Consider the following 16,385-nt stretch of genomic DNA (forward strand, 5'->3'; position numbering starts at 1 on the left):
GCGCTCCTTTCCTACAGAGAGCCGAACTTTATGAAACTCCTCCTTTCGACGGGTAGTCTTTATACTCTGCCGATGAGCCAGGCCTGTGAAATTGCCCGCGATACCGGTTTTGACGGGGTAGAGGTCATTGTCGGCATGGAGTTTCAGCACGGCAACCCCGTCACCAAGATCCGCGAACTGCAGAAGATTATCCCGATCTATTCGCTGCATGCCCCCTTTTTCGATCTCGACGGTTGGGGGGACAAGCCGGAACAGTTGCGACTTACCGTCCGCCTCGCCATCGAGACCGGCATCCCGTTGGTTAACTTTCACCCCCCTTCCTGGATGGCGATGGAGTTTGGTTTCTGGCGCTGGTTCAATTCGATCAAGGATTATCAGCAGGAACTCGGGCAGGGGCAAGTGATATTGACGGTCGAGAATATGCCCTCCACCGGGGCCTTCAAGGTGAATCCCTATCTTCTCGCCCGGACCGAGCGGTTGATCGATTTCATGCGGCAGCACAACCTTTATCAGACCTTCGATACTACCCATATGGGCTCGGGGAAGACCAATTTTCTCAGCGATTTCCATCAATGTTACGACAGCGGCCGCATGCGGAATATTCACTTCTCTGACTATGGCAACGATCGCGAACATCTCCTTCCCGGTCGCGGCGTTCTACCCCTGACCCGTTTCTTGAATCATCTGCGCGAGACCGCCTACAACGAAACCGTCACCCTCGAACTCGCCCCTTCCGAATTTCCCAAGGATGAAGAAGGGATTCGCCGCGGCATGGCCGAGGTCTTTGCTTATCTGCAGAAAGAGACGGGACGGCGTTAAATTTTCTGTCTTTCCCCTTCCCGCCGCATCCTGCGCAACCACTCCACTCTCTTTTGTAAAATCAAAGATCCCTTCTCCACCGGCGTCAGTCGTTCGAGTTGCTCAGCGTCAATGTCGAGTTGTGCGCTCGACAGCCGGGCCGCCGCCAAAGCAAAGTGCCAATCCGGCATCCCCGGCCCTTCCGGCCAGTCGGCGGCGGTCAGTTGCGGCAGGATTTCGCTGATTCCCCCCTTGATCGCCCCTTCGGCGATGCGGATTCGGGTACTGTCACGGGTCTCCTGCCAGCGGTTCGCCGGCCCGTGCAGGCGGCTCGACCAGGCCAATGCGGTGCGCCAGGTCGCTGGGAGGGCGAGGCGGTTGCAGAAAGCCGGTGCCATGGTGAAGCCGGCATCATCGTGGCCGTGGTGTTTGGGGTAAAGGGCCGGGTCGGTGGCAAGCTTGCCAAGATCATGGAAAAAGGCACAGAAGCGTGCCCGCGGCTCTGCGCTTTGTGCCACCATATTGGCGAGGACTTCGCAGTTGTGGGTAAAGAGGTCCCCTTCCGGATGATGCTCCAGGGGGCCGGCGGGGATCTGCGGCATGCGGAAGAGCTCCGGCAGCAGATCGCGGCCGACATTGAATTGCAGCATCAGGACAAAGAAGCTGCCAGGATCCGGCTGCGCGAAGGCCTTGCTCATCTCGGCGGAGAAGCGTTCGATCGGCAGCAGCTGCAACCGCTCATGCCAATCTGCGCTCTCGATGAGTTCCGTCGTCTGCGGGGCCAGACTCCAGCCATCGGCGGCAAAGCGGAAAGCCCGGAAAAGGCGGGTCGGATCAGCGCTGAAAGTGCCGGCGGAACAGGGACGCAACTGTCGGAGATTGAGATCATTCACCCCCCCCAGCGGGTCATATAGCTTCCCCTCCAGATCGAGAGCGAGGGCGTTGACAGTAAAGTCGCGGCGGCGCAGGTCGTCCGCCAGTTCGGCAACACCGCCGATGCAGGTCGCCTCGACCTTGCCGAGAGCCGCCGAGTGATAAAGGTGGATCGGTGGCGCATCTTTCGGCTTTACCTCCCGGAAACGGCGGCTCGTCAACTCCTGCTCCGGCAGGGCAACAACGAGATCGAGATCAACGCTCTCCCTGCCGAGGAGAAGATCGCGTACCGCGCCGCCGACAAGGAAGATCCGGTTATAAAGTTCCGGCGGGAAGAGGGGACGTAGCTGCTCCAAGGCAGCGCAGTTGTCGAGATCTGTGTGCATCAGGCGATCCGCACGGTCTTGTATAGGAAATTCTTGTAACGGAAGAAGGTCTTTTTCTCCTCGGCGGCTTCGCTGCGCGGGTCGCAGGCCCGCAACAGTTCGGCGCTCTTGGGCATGGTGTCGGCGCCAGCGGCGCGGGCGAGTTCGATGATCTCAAGGACGATATCTCGGGTGATGCGATTCGCCGAATAGGGTTCGTAGATGCCGCTCCAGAAGTCGCTCTGCCCTTCGATGATGCACTGGTAGATCTCGCGGGCGACGTCGCTGGTCAGGCTCTTGCGGTTGTTTTGCGGTTGCGGCGGATCGAGGGCAGTGAGGATGGCGCGGATATCGTCTTCACTGACGCTGCGTCCTTTGCGGAAAAAGAGGGCACGCAACAGGATGCTGCGCAGTTCGCGGATGTTGCCGGTGTAGTGGTGCGCCGCCAGCAGGGCCTGGGCGCCGCGGTTCAGGGTCGGACCGTCTTCGTCGCGCTCTTCCGGTTTTTTGTAGACGCGATAGAGTTTACCGAGGAAGTGGACAGCGAGATCGGGGATGTCTTCGCGCCGGTCATTCAAGGACGGCACCTGGATGGTCAGTTCGTTGAGGCGGTGGTAAAGGTCTTCGCGAAAATGGCCGGACTGGATCAGCGCCTTGAGGTCGCGATTGGTGGCGGCGATGAGGAGGACGCGGGCATAACGGGTGGCATTCTCGCCGAGGCGGACAAAACCGCCATTATCAAGGAAGCGCAGCAGCTGCACCTGGGTCTTGGGGTCGGCATCGCCGATTTCATCGAGGAAGACCACCCCGCCATGCGCTTCTTCAAGAATCCCCTTGCGGTCGGTATGCGCCCCGGTGTAGGCGCCGCGTTTGTGGCCAAAGAGTTCCGAATAGGTGATCTCGCCGCTGTAGGCAGCGATGTTGGTCTTCTTCACCGGCAGTTCGCCGCGCGGGTTGATCCGCTCCTGATAGATGGCGTTGAGGCGCGAAAAGATATTGTTGAAGAGAAACTCCTTGCCGCTGCCGGTGTCGCCGGTGATCAGGATCGAGGGGAGGCCGAGGGTCGCTTCCTGCAATCCACTTTGTTGCCAGGTGGCGATGCGGTTGAAGAGGGGGGGGGTAATGGTCTGGATGAAGTTGACGACCTCGTTCGCCTTGGCCGATTTGCCGATGATATTGCCGAGGATATAGGACGAAATCTTCGGGTCTTTGTAGCCGACGTCCTTTTGCAGGCGGTTGACTTCGGTGGTCAGCTGCTCAATGCGCTGCAGATCGGAGAGGTGACGCGAGATCATCCGTTCGATGATCATCAGGATGCGGCGGTGCTCGTCAGTAAAGTAGTGGGGGCGCAGACTGTCGAGGCAAATAACAGCAATGACTTCATCGTCGCAGATCACCGGCACGGCGATCTCGCTTCGGATCGCCTCTGTAATCTCGCGATAAAAGCCGTCGCTGCGTTTCTCTTCCTGCGTATCGTTGATCAGGTGGGGCCGGCCGGTGAAAGCGACGTAGCCGGTCATGCTCCGCTCTGCCGGCGGGAGATTGAGCCCGCCGACCCGATTCGGGGGGATATTGCGCTTCAGCCAAGACTTGCTCTTGGCGCCTAGCAGGGTGCCGTCCACTTCTTCGACGACCAGCCAACGCTCCCCACCTTCTTCTCGCACCAGGGCGATACTGCCGGTATCGGCGTTGATCAGTTCTGTCGCTTTGGAGAGAACGCGGGTAAGGAAGGGGGCAAGGCTATCGTATTTCTCCTTGAGGAGATCATTGATTTCAGCGAGGACCTTGATCTCGATATGTTCATCGCCGATCTCTTGTATAACCCGTTGTGCCATCTCGGCATGGGCTTCAAGGAGGCCCTTTTCAAAGTCGGTGAGGAGGTGGGCTTCGCGCATGTAGTAGTTGACCAGGCAGATGACCTTGCGGGTTCGCGGCTCATAACGCGGCACCACATAAAGGGACTTGAGACCGAGTTCTTCAACGAGATAGCGCTTTTGCAGTGACTCCGAGGGGAGATCGTCGAAGTACAGGGGGTGAAGGAGGGTGTCGTCGGTAATGATCCCCTGCCGGTTGATATAGCGGGATAGGAGAGATTTTCCCGGTCCGAGGCTGATCAGGCGCTCATCCTCGTAAAGGAGGGCCGCTTCCCGCTCTTTCGAGTAAGAGGCGACGATCTGCAAGCTCTCCTGTTTCTCCCCGGTGGAAGGGATGAGAACTGAAGCCAGTGTCAATTTGTCGATCAGTCGGACCGCCGACTTCACCATGATCAGCGCCGCTTCTTTCTTCTTGGCCTGATCGACGCGTCGTGCCAGGACAAGCTGCTGATGGTATTTACGCGCCTGATCGATGATCGGGGCAACATCGGTCAAAAAGTTCTCAAGGAGATTCAGGGACGGCTCGGCTGGAAGCTGCCCGGGATGGCTGCTGTCGAGACAGAGGACACCGATACCACGTTCCAGATGGATCAAGGGGAGGAGCAGAGTGGCGCGAATCTCAAATCGTCGGGCAAATTCCGGTCCGCCATCCGGGAGCATTGCGAAATCGTCGATTCGGTTGCCGGTGCGGGTCAGGTAGGCGTGGGCCTCAAGGTCGTCGGCGTTGGTCAAGGGAAAGGTCGTCGCGCGCAGAGCCGCTGCGTGGGGGCCAGTCGCTGCCGCACAGGCAAGGACACCGTCGGTCAGATCTTCAAGATAAAGACGGCAGCGCCCCTGACGGTTGATCAGGGCAATTGCTTCCAGAAGTGCATGGAGAATGTCATCAAGATTCTCCTTGGAGTAGGAATTAATTTTGAGGCGCAACTGATCGAGTCGGATAGAGGTGTTGATCGGCATGAGCGTCTGCTTTCAGTGTGTTGTTAAGTTACACAGAGAGTATAGGGGATAAGCGGGTGCAGGTAAACGGAAGAAATGGATCCGATGTGCAAAGGATTTTTCACGAAGGAGTACTATTTGCTTTACAGGAATAGGCTCTTCGTGTAATTTGCCAAACCTGCGGAGAGATGTCCGAGTGGTTTAAGGAGCACGCCTGGAAAGTGTGTGTACGTTAATAGCGTACCGAGGGTTCGAATCCCTCTCTCTCCTCCATGAAAAAGCAAAGAAGCCCTTGAGAAATTGGGGGCTTCTTTTTTTATGGGGATATGTTTATTTTCACTGACAAGTCGATTGGTAAGATTTTAGTCAGAGGTCAGGACTATAAAGAAGTTAGCCTCTTCCGCAGAATCTGTGGAAGAGGCTATTTTTATGCGGTGTGAACCGGTGACGGTCTGTCGTCTTGCCGTCGCCTGTGCCATTAAAGAGAATCTAGTCTCTCTACTACTACTAGAAGCGCGACCTTGTCGCCCCTCTAACAGAAGGGGGCGAAGAGTCGGCGCGCGTCTTGGCAAAAGATTTGATGGAGTTGCTGCGCGAAGTACAGGAATAATTACATGGATAGAATAGAACATGGTACTTCATAATTTTATGAGGATTGAACATGCATTCCGATGAAGTATTGAAAATTAGACTATTGAATATTTGCGATAACGCTGTATTCTTATGCACGGTTGATAAATTTAAAAAAGGAGAGACTGAAAATGGCGACTTTATTGGAGATGGCAAAAGATATCGTTATTGCGCACGCAACCACGACACCGATGTCGAAGGACGATTTGCTCAAAGAGATTCAGGACGTTTATGCTGTACTGTTGGCCCTGGAAAAGGGTGTTGATGTTGTAGTCGAAGCGGAGGTTGTTGCTGAAGAGGTCAAACCGGCGATTTCTGCTAAGAAATCGATTGGCAAGAATGCAATTACTTGTATCATCTGTGGCGAGAGCATGAAGACGTTGTCACGCCACCTTATGGCCAAGCACAATATGAAGGCCAAAGATTATCGTAAAGAATTCGGCATTCCCCGGACCCAGGCTCTTGCGGCCAAGTCCTATTCCGAAACGCGGAAGAAGATGGCTATAGATAGCGGTCTCGGTGAAAAGTTGGCCGCCGCACGGATAGCCAATGCCGAGAAAAAAAATGCCGCGGTTAAAGAGAAGAAAGTTCCGGCCGGAACCAAAGCGAAGAAACTAACGTCAGCCAAGATGAAAAGTAAGGTTTAAGTTTATCTGATCGTCATGAAATAGCTCAGGCCTGGCCATTCGGTCAGGCCTTTTTTTCAGGTAATTCGATTGTAAATCCCACCTGTTTTGGCTAGAATTCATCCCCGCACTGCTATTATCCTTCCTTTTCAGGAGTCCTGCCATGGCGATCAAGCCGATCCGTTTTGAAAATGATACTCTCCTCCTTATCGATCAACGCCTCCTCCCCAACCAGGAGGTCTGGCTCAGTTATAAAGATGCCGAAGGTGTCGCCGAAGCGATTCGCAGCATGGTGGTGCGCGGTGCCCCGGCGATCGGGGTAACAGCGGCTTACGGCGCCGCCTTTGGTGCCGATGCCATCTACGCCGTTGACTTCATCGAGTTCTTCGAAGAGTTTAACGATGTCTGCGATCTCCTCGCCGCGACCCGGCCGACGGCAGTCAACCTTTGCTGGGCGCTGGAGCGGATGAAGACCTGCGCCCGTGCTCATGCGGATCTGCCGGGGAGCGAGCTTAAGGCCGCGCTCTTTGCCGAAGCGCATGCGATAGCCGCCGAGGATGAAATTCTCAATCGGGCGATGGGGGCGCACGGCCAGGAGTTGATCCCGGACGGGTCGCGTATCCTCACCCACTGCAATGCCGGCGCGCTGGCGACCGGCGGCTTCGGTACCGCCCTCGGCGTCATCCGGGCGGCGGTGGAGGCGGGGAAATCGGTCAGCGTTATCGCTGATGAAACCCGCCCCTGGCTGCAAGGGGCGCGTTTGACGGCGTGGGAGTTGATGCAGGATGGCATCCCGGTGACGCTGATCTGCGACAACATGGCCGGCTACCTGATGAGCAAAGGGGAGATCGACTGCGTCATCGTCGGCGCTGACCGCATTGCCGCCAATGGCGATACCGCCAACAAGATCGGTACCTACAGTGTCGCCATCCTCGCCAAAGAACACGATATCCCCTTTTATGTTGCCGCTCCCCTCTCGACCATTGATCGCAGTCTGAGTGACGGCAGCCTCATCCCCATCGAGGAGCGCAGCCCTGACGAGGTCACCCACTGCGGCGGCCACCCCATTGCGCCGGCCGGAGTGACGGTATGCAATCCCGCTTTCGACATCACCCCCGCCCGATACATTAGTGCGATTATCACCGAACGCGGCGTGGCGACGGCTGACTTTCAAATCGCGTTGGCGGGGCTCTTTACGCGATGATGGGGCCCGGGCAACTCTGTGAACGCCTTGCCGACTTGGACGGTATCCGGGAGCGCGACAGCTGGCGTCTGCTTGCTGTCGATCTCGGCCTGGTGGAGATTGCCAAGAGCGCCACCAACCTGCAGGAACTGCACGAACGACTGGCCTCGGAGTCGCTTCTGGCCGCCCTGATCGGTGATGCCCTGCTCTCTGCCGATCCGGATCAGGCGCTCAATGGCCTGGAACGTTTTTGTGATGGCCAGCCGCAGGAGCTCCTTCAGCTGATCCTCACGGCACCGCTGCGGCGCCAGCAACTTGTTACCATCCTTGGCGCTTCCCCATTTCTCACTAACATCCTGTGCCGCGATGAAGAGTTCCCCCGCCGCCTCTTGATCGATGGCAAGATCGACTGTATCAAGAGCGAAGAAGAGATGCTCGCTGAGTTGCGGGACGGCATCCCTGATGCTGTCGATTTCGTCACCCTGCAGAAGGGATTGCGCCGCTATAAATGCCGGGAGATCCTGCGCATTGCCGGCCGTGATCTCTGCGGCCTCGACGATCTGGCTCGTACTACCTATGCCCTCTCGGCTCTGGCGTCCGCCACTTTGCAACGCTCCTGCGAAATCTGCGGAATTCTCCTGAGGGAGGAGTACGGCGCACCGCTCCTTGATTCTCTCACTGGTGATGAGGGCATCGAAGCGGAGTTTACCGTTCTCGGGATGGGGAAGTTCGGGGGACGCGAACTGAACTTTTCTTCGGATATTGACCTTATCTACTTTTATACGAGCGAGAAGGGGATGACTGCCGGCGTGCCGACACCGCAGGGGGGACGACGCAATCAGATTCATCTCCATCAGTTCTTTGCCAAACTCGCCGATCTGGTCAGCAAGGCGGTCGGACAGGCGACGGAGGACGGCTTTGTCTTCCGTGTCGATCTGCGTCTGCGCCCGGAAGGGAACAGCGGTGAGATGGCGACGCCGCTGCGCAGTGCGGAAATTTATTACGAGCACTGGGGGCAGAGCTGGGAGCGGGCGGCGATGATCAAGGCACGGCCGGTCGCCGGCTCGATCGCGCTTGGCGAGAAGCTCCTTAAGAGCCTTGAACCCTTTATCTTTCGCCGCTATCTCGATTACGGCATGGTCGAGGACATCAAGGGGATGAAGCAGAAGATCGACCACAACCTGACCCGCGAGCGGGAAGGGGAGCGAAATCTCAAGCTCGGACGCGGCGGTATTCGCGAGATCGAATTCTTCATTCAGGCGCTGCAGCTGATCTATGCTGGCAAACAGCCGGAACTGCGGGAAAAGGGATCGATGGCGGCGCTTTGCAAACTGGTCGAAGCCGGTTTGGTGCGGGAGGAAGAAGCGACGCTGCTGCGCGAAGCTTATACTTTTTTGCGTACCGTCGAACATCGCATCCAGGTCGTCCAGGAACGCCAGACCCATAACCTGCCGGCGAGTGACGCCGAGTTGCTGGTCCTGTCCCGGCGCAGTGGTTTTTCCTCGCTGGCGGAGTTCTCTGCGACTCTGGAGCGCCATCGTCAGGGGGTCCACACCATCTTCCATGATCTTTTTTACAGCGGCGAAGAGACGCTGCGCGACGAGATCCGGCCCGAGATCCTTTGGCTCTTTGATCCGGCCGCCGATGCCGATCTGGTCATGGATTATCTCGAAGAGCAGCGCTTCAAGAACCCCGCCGGGGCTTACGAAAGTCTCCTCGCCCTGCGCGACGGACCGAAGAATTCACCAATGACCGAGCGGGCGCGGCGCCATTTTGAACGGATCGCCCCCCTGCTTATGCAGGAGGTTCTGGCGGCGCCGGAGCCGGAAATGGCGCTGCGCAATCTTGAGCGCTTTCTCGGCGCCCTGCGCGCCCGCGCGACTTTCTACGCCTTGCTGGCGGAGAATCGGACGATTATTACTCTGCTCGTCTCCCTCTTCGCCACCAGCCAGTTCCTGTCGCGCATCTTTATCCAGCATCCCGAGATCCTTGATGCCCTGGTCAGCAGTTCCTACAGTGTTACCTTCAAGGAGCGGGAGGTCATGGCGGCTGAACTGGCGGCGCAATTGGCCCTCCATCCCGATTATGAAGATCAACTCGGCATTCTGCGGCGTTTCCACAAGGAAGAGACGCTGCGCATCGGTTTGAACGATATTCACGGCAATACCCGCTTGGAGGAGAGTACTCTGCAGCTCTCGGCCTTGGCTGATGTTTGTCTGTGTGCAGCGATGGAGATGGCGCGGCGCGAACTGCTGCCGCGATACGGTCTCCCCTGGGTGATGGATGACAACGGACAGGAGCGGCCCGCCGGTTTTGCTATCGTCGGCATGGGGAAGCTCGGGGGGATGGAGCTCAACTACCACTCGGATCTTGATATTATCTTTATTCATGAGGGGAGCGGTGAGACCAAACCGGCACCGGGATGCGATCCCGAGCGTTTCCGGCCGCAAACGAATCAGGAATATTTTTCCCGGCTCGCGCAGCGGATTATCTCGGTGCTGACTCTGAAGACGCCGGAAGGCTCCCTTTACGAGATCGACACCCGTTTGCGCCCTTCCGGGAATCAGGGGCCGCTGGTCACCAGTCTTGCCGCATATCGCGATTACCATCAAACCACGGCGCAACCGTGGGAGCGCCAGGCGCTGATCAAGGCGCGGGTTGTTTGTGGCCCGCCGGAGTTGACAAAAAAGATTGACGAGCTCAATCGCCAGATCGTTTATGGCCGTGAGCTGCCGGAGAATCTGGCAGGAGAGATTCGGCGTTTGCGGGAACGGATGGAGAGTGAGATTGCCAAAGAAGGGGCTGATCACTTTAACATCAAGACCGGCCGCGGCGGTATGGTCGATGTCGAGTTTATTGTCCAGTATCTGCAACTGCGCCACGGCGGGGCTTATGCCGAACTTCAGGGGCACAGTACTCTGGAGGCGTTGAAGGTCTTGCAGCAGACAGGTTTGCTCGCGGTCGCCGACTTTGCCACTCTGCTGCAGGGGTATGAATTTCTCCGTCGCCTCGAAAACAAGTTGCGGCTGATCCATGACGAATCGATCAGTGCCCTTTCCGGGGAACCGGCGTATCTGCGCAAACTCGCGCAGCGTCTCGGTTATCCGGATCGCCCGCAGCGTGCTGACGAACTCTTTCTGGCCGAGTACCGGCAGATGACGACAGGGATCCGGGCGGTCTTTGCGAAGATTTTTGAGGCTTCGTAAGGGCGGTTCACGAACCGCCCCTACAGCTGTTTACGCAGTTCCGGGGAGAGGTCAAAGTGGTTGATGCCGACTTCAAAGGCCCAGCGCGGCAGCTGCGGGCAGATGTTGTTGAAGAAGGTCAGGATAATGGTGTCACGCAGCAGGGCTTGATTCACGAGAGAAATTTTTTCGAAAAGGATGCCGGCGTCATAACGGTTGTCGCTGTCAGGGAAGGTATTCACATAAATGACCTTTGCCGTCAGAGCCAGGTTCAGCTGTGGCAGCGGCAGGACGATGGGGAATAGTTCTCCGACCGCCAGTTCTCTGGGCAAAGAAAGGCGGGCACCGGCCGGGGAGAGACTGTTTAATCGTCCGGGTGCTTCCTGATTGCGGATATTCATGGAGATCGGGAGGTCGACAGCGAGGCGCAGGTGGCGGCGGTGGGGGAGGTGGTAGTATTTTTCGAGGAGCTGCCAGAGATGTTCGAGGACGATCGGCATATTGACGTGATCATTGTCAACATAAGCGGAGAAGATGAGGTCGATCCGCTTGCGATGTTCAGCACAACGCGGACAGTTTTCTTCAGCGAGAAGGAGTTCGTCCTGACTCTCCGGGCAAGTTGTACTGACACTGAAGCCCCATTCGTTGAGCAGTGCTGTTAAAAAGAGGCACAACCCTTCATCGGTGATGCAGAGATGGATGTTCTTTGCGTTGTTGCGGTCAAAGGTCATCATTCTTCCTCCGCATGGCTACTCTGCCCGATGAAATCCCAGAGATCGCGGTCTTGCAGATGACGGGGCTGAACATTACCGAGGGCGCCGATCAGGCTGCTGCGAATATGGGGGATATCCTTGGCGAGCTCCCGGATCAGGCGTTTCATCCGTTGCCGCTTAAGATCGCTGCAGCTGGCGACCGGACAGGCACAAGAGACGATGGGGAAGGAGTTTTCCCGGCCCAGAGCTATCAGTTTCTCCTCTTCGACATAAACAAAGGGGCGAATGACCGTCTGTTGGCCGTTGTCGGCGAGAAGTTTCGGGCTCATCGCCGCGAGGCGGCCGATGTAAAACTGGTTGAGAAGGAGGGTCTCGATAAAGTCGTCAAGATGATGGCCGAGGGCGATCTTGTTGCAGCCGAGGCGCTGTGCGACGTTGTAGAGGGCGCCACGGCGCAGGCGGGCGCAAAAAGAGCAGTACGACGTGCCGGGGCGGCGTTTCTCTTCAATGATGCTGTAGCATTCGGTCGCTTCCATGTGATAAGTGAAGCCGTACTGCTGCAGATGCTTTTCAATGACATCGGTGCGATAACCGGGGTAGTCGGAGTCGATGTTGACGGCGACCAGTTCGTAAGGAATCGGCGCATGCCGGCGTAAGGCGTCGAGGGTGTGGAGGAGGGCATAGGAATCTTTTCCTCCGGAGACGCCGATAGCAATCCGGTCGCCGGCTTCGATCAGGGAAAAATCGCCGACCGCTTTGCCGGCCAATTTGCGAACTTTATGAAAGAGCTTTGATTCGAGCAAGGACCCGCCTGATGTATTAATTGATTAAATTCGTCCTGAATTTAAGGGATTTCTGAAAAAAAAGCAAACCGCTTGCGGACTTTAACGCCTTGCTGGAGACAAAATGCTCCCTTATGCTTTTGATCTGCGCAAATTCATAGAACATCTGAATTGGAACAACGAGCTGCACACGATTGCTGTCCCGGTGGCCCTGACGCTGGAGCTTGCCCGGATCACCGAGCGGGTCAGCAAGGCGCACGGTCCAGCCCTCCGTTTCAGCGCGCTGCAACCGGCGGCCTTGCCGATCCTGACCAACCTTTTCGGCAGCCCGCGCCGTGCTGCCTGGGCGCTGGGGGCGGCGGATGAAGATCTGTCCTTGCTGACCGAGCGTTTGATCTTGCTGCTGCAAGAAGAAAGCGGCAGTGCCGCGCAGCGATTGGAGAAACTTTGCTCCGCCATCAAGCCGGCATTGGTCCCCCCCTGCTGGCAGGAGATGGCCGCGGAATTGACGGAACTCCCGTTTCTGCAATCCTGGCCGGATGATGGCGGCAGCTACCTGACCCTGCCGCTGGTGGTGACCCGACACCCTGAAAGCGGTGCGATCAACTGGGGGATCTACCGGGTGCAACGCAGTTCGGACGGCAGCTTACTGATTCACTGGAAAGAAGGCTCGGGGGCGGGTGCTCATGCCCGCGCCTGGCAGGAACGGGGCGCGCCGATGCCGGTTGCCATCGTCCTTGGCGCGCCGCCGGCCCTCCTCTGGGCGGCGGCCGCACCGTTGCCGGCCGGGGTTGACGAAGCCGCATTTGTTGGTCTCCTTGCCGGCGAAGCGTTGCCGCTGTCGCGCTGCGTGACCCTCGATCTCCTTGTTCCGGCCGTAGCCGAAGTCGTGCTGGAAGGGTACGTCTTGCCTGGCGAGGTCGGACGCGAAGGTCCCTTTGGTAATCACAGCGGTAGTTATGCACCGGCGGCTCTCGTGCCGCGCTTGCATCTCTCGGCTCTGCACCGGCGTCGGGATGCCTGTTGTCCGGCAACGGTGGTCGGGCCGCCACCGATGGAGGATTGTTATCTGGCGGCTCTCACTCCCCAGCTTTTTCTGCCGCTGCTGCGTATCGATTGTCCCGAAGTCGTCGCTCTCTCCATGCCCCTCGAAGGGATCTTTCACGGCTGCGCGTTGGTGGCGGCTGCAGTGGACCGAAATGGTGCAGAGTTGCTACAGCGCCTGCGCACCACCGATCTGCTGCTGCGCTCGCGACTGCTCATCCTTTTTGGGCCCGAAGTTAATGTCCATGATTACGCTGCGGCTTTCTGGCGTGCTCTGAATGCTGTCGATCCGCAGCGCGATCTGACGATCCTCCCCGGGATGGGGCTCAATATCGACGCTTCCCGTCCTTTGTCTCGCCCGTTATCCCCTGATCCGCAGATCGTGACGCAAGTCGCGGCGCGAGCCCGGGAGTACGGGTTGCCGGCATCCTGGTTTATTGACTCAAATTGAATAAATTCACTATGACAAAAAAACCATATCAGGTAGACTCTGCGCCATGAGTACTTTGGCTTTTAGTCTGATCCTCTTCTCGGCGCTGATGCATGCCCTGTGGAATCTCCTTGTCAAGCGCAGCCGCGACAAAACCATCTATATCTGGTGGATGTTTGTCGTCTCGGCAACGCTCTTTACCGCGCTCCTCCCTTTTCTCCCCGGCCCTTTCCCTTTGCCGTCGCCGCATATTGTTGCCCTCGCCGCCAGTGGTGGGCTCTGTTTTGTCCTGTATCATATTGCCAATGGTCAGGCTTATCATCGCGGCGACCTGTCCCTGGTTTACCCCCTGTCGCAGACCTCGATGTTGTATGTTCCGGTCTGGGGCGCCCTCCTGCTCGGGGAAAAGATCTCCGGATTGGGCCTGTGCGGGATTGCTTTGGTCGTGATCGGCGTCTGGTGTGTGCAGTTGCGGCGGATCTCCCTTGATGAAGCCCTCCGCCCCTTGCGCAGCCTCAATGAAGAGGCGGTGCGCTATGCCCTCTTTGCCGGCTTTATCTACTCGGTCGGCGCGGTCATCGACAAGACCGGGGTCATGGATTATTCTCCCCTCTACTTCACTTATCTGCTGGTCATCTTCATGCTGGTCTTTATGTCCCTCAACCTTCTCCGCCCCCGCTACCGCGGCCGCATCCTGCGTGAGTGGCAATACAATCCCCGCCTCATCCTCATTGCCGGTCCGGTGATGATGGGTTCTTTTCTCACCTTCCGCTACGGTCTCAAACTTGCCCCCTTAAGTTACGCTGTTCCGACTAGGCAGGTGAGTATCCTCATCGGCGTCCTTATCGGCACTCTCTTTCTCAACGAAACCTGCGGCCGCATCCGTTTGTTGGCTGGCGTTACCATTCTCGCCGGCGTGGTTTTGATCCGGTTTGGTTGAGGGGTGGCACTCCCCGTCCATTTGCGCTACCATACTGTTCCTACGCACAACCTTGAATTGGTAGGGATACTTCTTGTGGGTATCCGCCTTAATCCGGGCACCCACAAGGGATGCCCCTACCGGAAATCCTTTATCTGCCGGAGCACCATGAAAAACCTAGCCAACTTCCTCTTTGAAGTCGGGATGCTCAAACGCACGCCGCGCACCGGCTTTCAGTTTCTCGGCTCTGGAGCCGAGTCGGTCGCCGAGCACTCCTTCCGTACCGCCGTCATCGGCTACACGCTGGCGCAGCTTGACGGTACAGTGAATCCGGCGCGGGTCATGCAATTGTGCCTCTTTCACGATATCCCCGAGGCGCGTACCGGCGATCTAAACTATGTCAACAAGAAGTATGTGCAGGCCGATGAAGGGCGGGCCGTGCGCGATCTTGCCGCGACTCTCCCTTTTGGCGACGATTATCAGGGTACGATCGCGGAATTTACCGCCGGGGAGACGCCAGAGTCTTGTCTCGCTCACGATGCCGATCAGCTGGAGATGATCCTCGCTCTCAAAGAGTACCGGGATCTCGGCAATCGCAATGCCGAAGAGTGGTACCCCTACTCTCTGAAACGATTGAAGACCGTGGTGGCCCGTGAGTTGGCCGAGACCATCTGGGTCACCGATTCGAGCCGCTGGTGGTTCGAGGGGGAGGGAGAGGCCTGGTGGGTGAAGGGGAAGCGCTAAAGATATTCGGTTGACTTTTTCCGCGGCACCCTGCTAGCTTAACATCACAATTTAGCCCTAGGGGAGTGACTGACGTCACTGAGAGTTTCGCCGCCAGCGGGACGACCCTTTGAACCTGATCCGGCTCATACCGGCGTAGGGAAGCGGCGCATCCTCCCGAACGAATTATGAAGACGGTGGAGCCGCGACAAGTCGGCTCCACCGTCTTTTTATTTGTGGTGACTTTATGCAGATCATGGTCAATGAACGCAGTATCGAAGTCCCCGCCGGGATAAGCCTCTTTGCGCTGCGCGCCAGTTACAAGCCGCAGGCCGATCTCCTGATCGTCAACGGCTTTCCAGCGCCAAAGGATCAGCTCCTGGCGGATGGTGACCGGGTGGCGCTGATCCAGCGCGGTGAAGTGCCGCTCCCTGAAGAGATGGAAGCGCTGCTCATGGCGCGCCACACGCCGGGAGTGCATGAAAAGATCAAGGGGGGGACGGTTGGGATTGCCGGCTGCGGCGGCCTCGGTTCGGCGGTGGCGGTCGCTCTTGCCCGCATCGGTGTCGGGCGGTTGTTGCTGGCTGATTTCGATCTGGTCGAACCGTCGAATCTCAATCGTCAGCAGTTCTTTGTCGATCAGATCGGCTTGGCCAAGGTCGATGCCCTCAAAGCGAATCTCGGGCGGATCAATCCTTTCGTCAAGGTCGCCACCTATCATGGCCGCCTTGATCGCAGCAATATCCCGCAGGTCTTTAGCGTCGCCGATCTTCTGATTGAAGCCTTTGACGGTGCCGATCAGAAGGCGCTGCTGGTTGAGAGCTGGCGGCAGAGCTTTCCCGAAAAACCGCTGATCGCCGCCTCGGGCCTCGCCGGTTTCGGACCGTCTAATACTATCACCACCCGGCGGGTCGGCCGTAACTTCTGGCTGGTCGGCGATGGCGACAGTAGCGCCGGTCCCGGTCAGGGGTTGATGGCGCCGCGCGTCGGCGTTGCGGCGCACCACCAGGCCAATGCTGCCCTGCGCCTGCTGTTGGGCGAAGAACCGGAATAAATTAACGACAAGGATTTAACCATGCAACTACAAATTAACGGTAACACGCGCGATGTCAGCGCCGGTGACGTCGCCGGCCTGCTTCAGGAGTTGGGACTTGATGCCAGCCGTGTTGCCGTCGAATTGAATCGCGCCATTGTCCTGCAAGCCAACTTTGCCCAAACCCCGTTAGTCGCCGGAGACAGCATCGAAATCGTCCAGTTCGTCGGCGGCGGGTAATTCAACCTGAACAAGGCTGTTTCACACGGAT

At 57.7% G+C, this 16,385-nt stretch carries 13 protein-coding genes, 1 tRNA gene and 1 riboswitch; of the genes, 10 read left to right on the plus strand and 4 right to left on the minus strand.

Features of this window, described 5'->3' with window-relative positions; genetic code table 11:
- Window positions 1–30 precede the first annotated feature (30 nt).
- The gene (locus CVU69_05400) at window positions 31–819 is read left to right on the plus strand and encodes a sugar phosphate isomerase/epimerase (protein PKN12800.1); all 789 of its coding nucleotides are present in this window, start codon (window positions 31–33) and stop codon (window positions 817–819) included.
- On the opposite strand, the gene CVU69_05405 is transcribed toward CVU69_05400, so the two are convergent.
- Window positions 816–2,057: a phosphohydrolase gene (locus tag CVU69_05405; protein PKN12801.1), complete on the minus strand. Its 1,242-nt coding sequence runs from the start codon at window positions 2,055–2,057 to the stop codon at window positions 816–818. The two genes, CVU69_05400 and CVU69_05405, sit on opposite strands and share 4 nt — an antisense overlap.
- Window positions 2,057–4,867: a Fis family transcriptional regulator gene (locus tag CVU69_05410; protein PKN12802.1), complete on the minus strand. Its 2,811-nt coding sequence runs from the start codon at window positions 4,865–4,867 to the stop codon at window positions 2,057–2,059. The genes CVU69_05405 and CVU69_05410 overlap by 1 nt, the downstream gene beginning before the upstream one ends.
- A gap of 161 nt (window positions 4,868–5,028) precedes the next feature.
- On the opposite strand from CVU69_05410, the gene CVU69_05415 reads away from it, so the two are divergent.
- From CVU69_05415 to CVU69_05430, 4 genes are all read left to right on the plus strand, one after another.
- Window positions 5,029–5,119, plus strand: a tRNA-Ser gene (locus CVU69_05415).
- A gap of 488 nt (window positions 5,120–5,607) precedes the next feature.
- On the plus strand, window positions 5,608–6,123 hold the full coding sequence (locus CVU69_05420; protein ID PKN12803.1) for a MucR family transcriptional regulator: 516 nt from the start codon (window positions 5,608–5,610) through the stop codon (window positions 6,121–6,123).
- A gap of 142 nt (window positions 6,124–6,265) precedes the next feature.
- A complete protein-coding gene (gene mtnA, locus CVU69_05425; GenBank protein ID PKN12804.1) occupies window positions 6,266–7,306 on the plus strand; it encodes an S-methyl-5-thioribose-1-phosphate isomerase in 1,041 nt (346 codons plus the stop codon).
- Window positions 7,303–10,491, plus strand: coding sequence for a bifunctional [glutamate--ammonia ligase]-adenylyl-L-tyrosine phosphorylase/[glutamate--ammonia-ligase] adenylyltransferase (locus CVU69_05430; protein PKN12805.1), 3,189 nt, complete (start codon window positions 7,303–7,305; stop codon window positions 10,489–10,491). Before mtnA ends, CVU69_05430 begins: the two co-directional genes overlap by 4 nt.
- A 20-nt stretch (window positions 10,492–10,511) precedes the next feature.
- Here CVU69_05430 and CVU69_05435 read toward each other — a convergent pair whose 3' ends face one another.
- The gene (locus CVU69_05435) at window positions 10,512–11,204 is read right to left on the minus strand and encodes a hypothetical protein (protein PKN12806.1); all 693 of its coding nucleotides are present in this window, start codon (window positions 11,202–11,204) and stop codon (window positions 10,512–10,514) included.
- On the minus strand, window positions 11,201–11,986 hold the full coding sequence (locus tag CVU69_05440; GenBank protein PKN12807.1) for a tRNA 2-thiocytidine(32) synthetase TtcA: 786 nt from the start codon (window positions 11,984–11,986) through the stop codon (window positions 11,201–11,203). Before CVU69_05440 ends, CVU69_05435 begins: the two co-directional genes overlap by 4 nt.
- A gap of 103 nt (window positions 11,987–12,089) precedes the next feature.
- On the opposite strand from CVU69_05440, the gene CVU69_05445 reads away from it, so the two are divergent.
- The 5 genes from CVU69_05445 (at window position 12,090) to thiS (ending at window position 16,354) form a co-directional block, all read left to right on the plus strand.
- On the plus strand, window positions 12,090–13,460 hold the full coding sequence (locus CVU69_05445; protein ID PKN12808.1) for a menaquinone biosynthesis decarboxylase: 1,371 nt from the start codon (window positions 12,090–12,092) through the stop codon (window positions 13,458–13,460).
- A 46-nt stretch (window positions 13,461–13,506) separates the two neighbouring features.
- The gene (locus tag CVU69_05450) at window positions 13,507–14,379 is read left to right on the plus strand and encodes an EamA family transporter (protein ID PKN12809.1); all 873 of its coding nucleotides are present in this window, start codon (window positions 13,507–13,509) and stop codon (window positions 14,377–14,379) included.
- A gap of 147 nt (window positions 14,380–14,526) precedes the next feature.
- The gene (locus CVU69_05455) at window positions 14,527–15,102 is read left to right on the plus strand and encodes a phosphohydrolase (GenBank protein ID PKN12810.1); all 576 of its coding nucleotides are present in this window, start codon (window positions 14,527–14,529) and stop codon (window positions 15,100–15,102) included.
- Window positions 15,103–15,151: 49 nt separating this feature from the next.
- A riboswitch (TPP riboswitch) is annotated at window positions 15,152–15,262 on the plus strand.
- A gap of 66 nt (window positions 15,263–15,328) precedes the next feature.
- The gene (thiF, locus tag CVU69_05460) at window positions 15,329–16,135 is read left to right on the plus strand and encodes a thiamine biosynthesis protein ThiF (protein PKN12811.1); all 807 of its coding nucleotides are present in this window, start codon (window positions 15,329–15,331) and stop codon (window positions 16,133–16,135) included.
- Window positions 16,136–16,156: 21 nt separating this feature from the next.
- The gene (thiS, locus tag CVU69_05465) at window positions 16,157–16,354 is read left to right on the plus strand and encodes a thiamine biosynthesis protein ThiS (protein PKN12812.1); all 198 of its coding nucleotides are present in this window, start codon (window positions 16,157–16,159) and stop codon (window positions 16,352–16,354) included.
- Window positions 16,355–16,385 lie beyond the last annotated feature (31 nt).

It is taken from the genome of Deltaproteobacteria bacterium HGW-Deltaproteobacteria-4, assembly GCA_002841765.1.
In the GTDB taxonomy this organism is placed as follows: domain Bacteria; phylum Desulfobacterota; class Desulfuromonadia; order Desulfuromonadales; family UBA2197; genus UBA2197.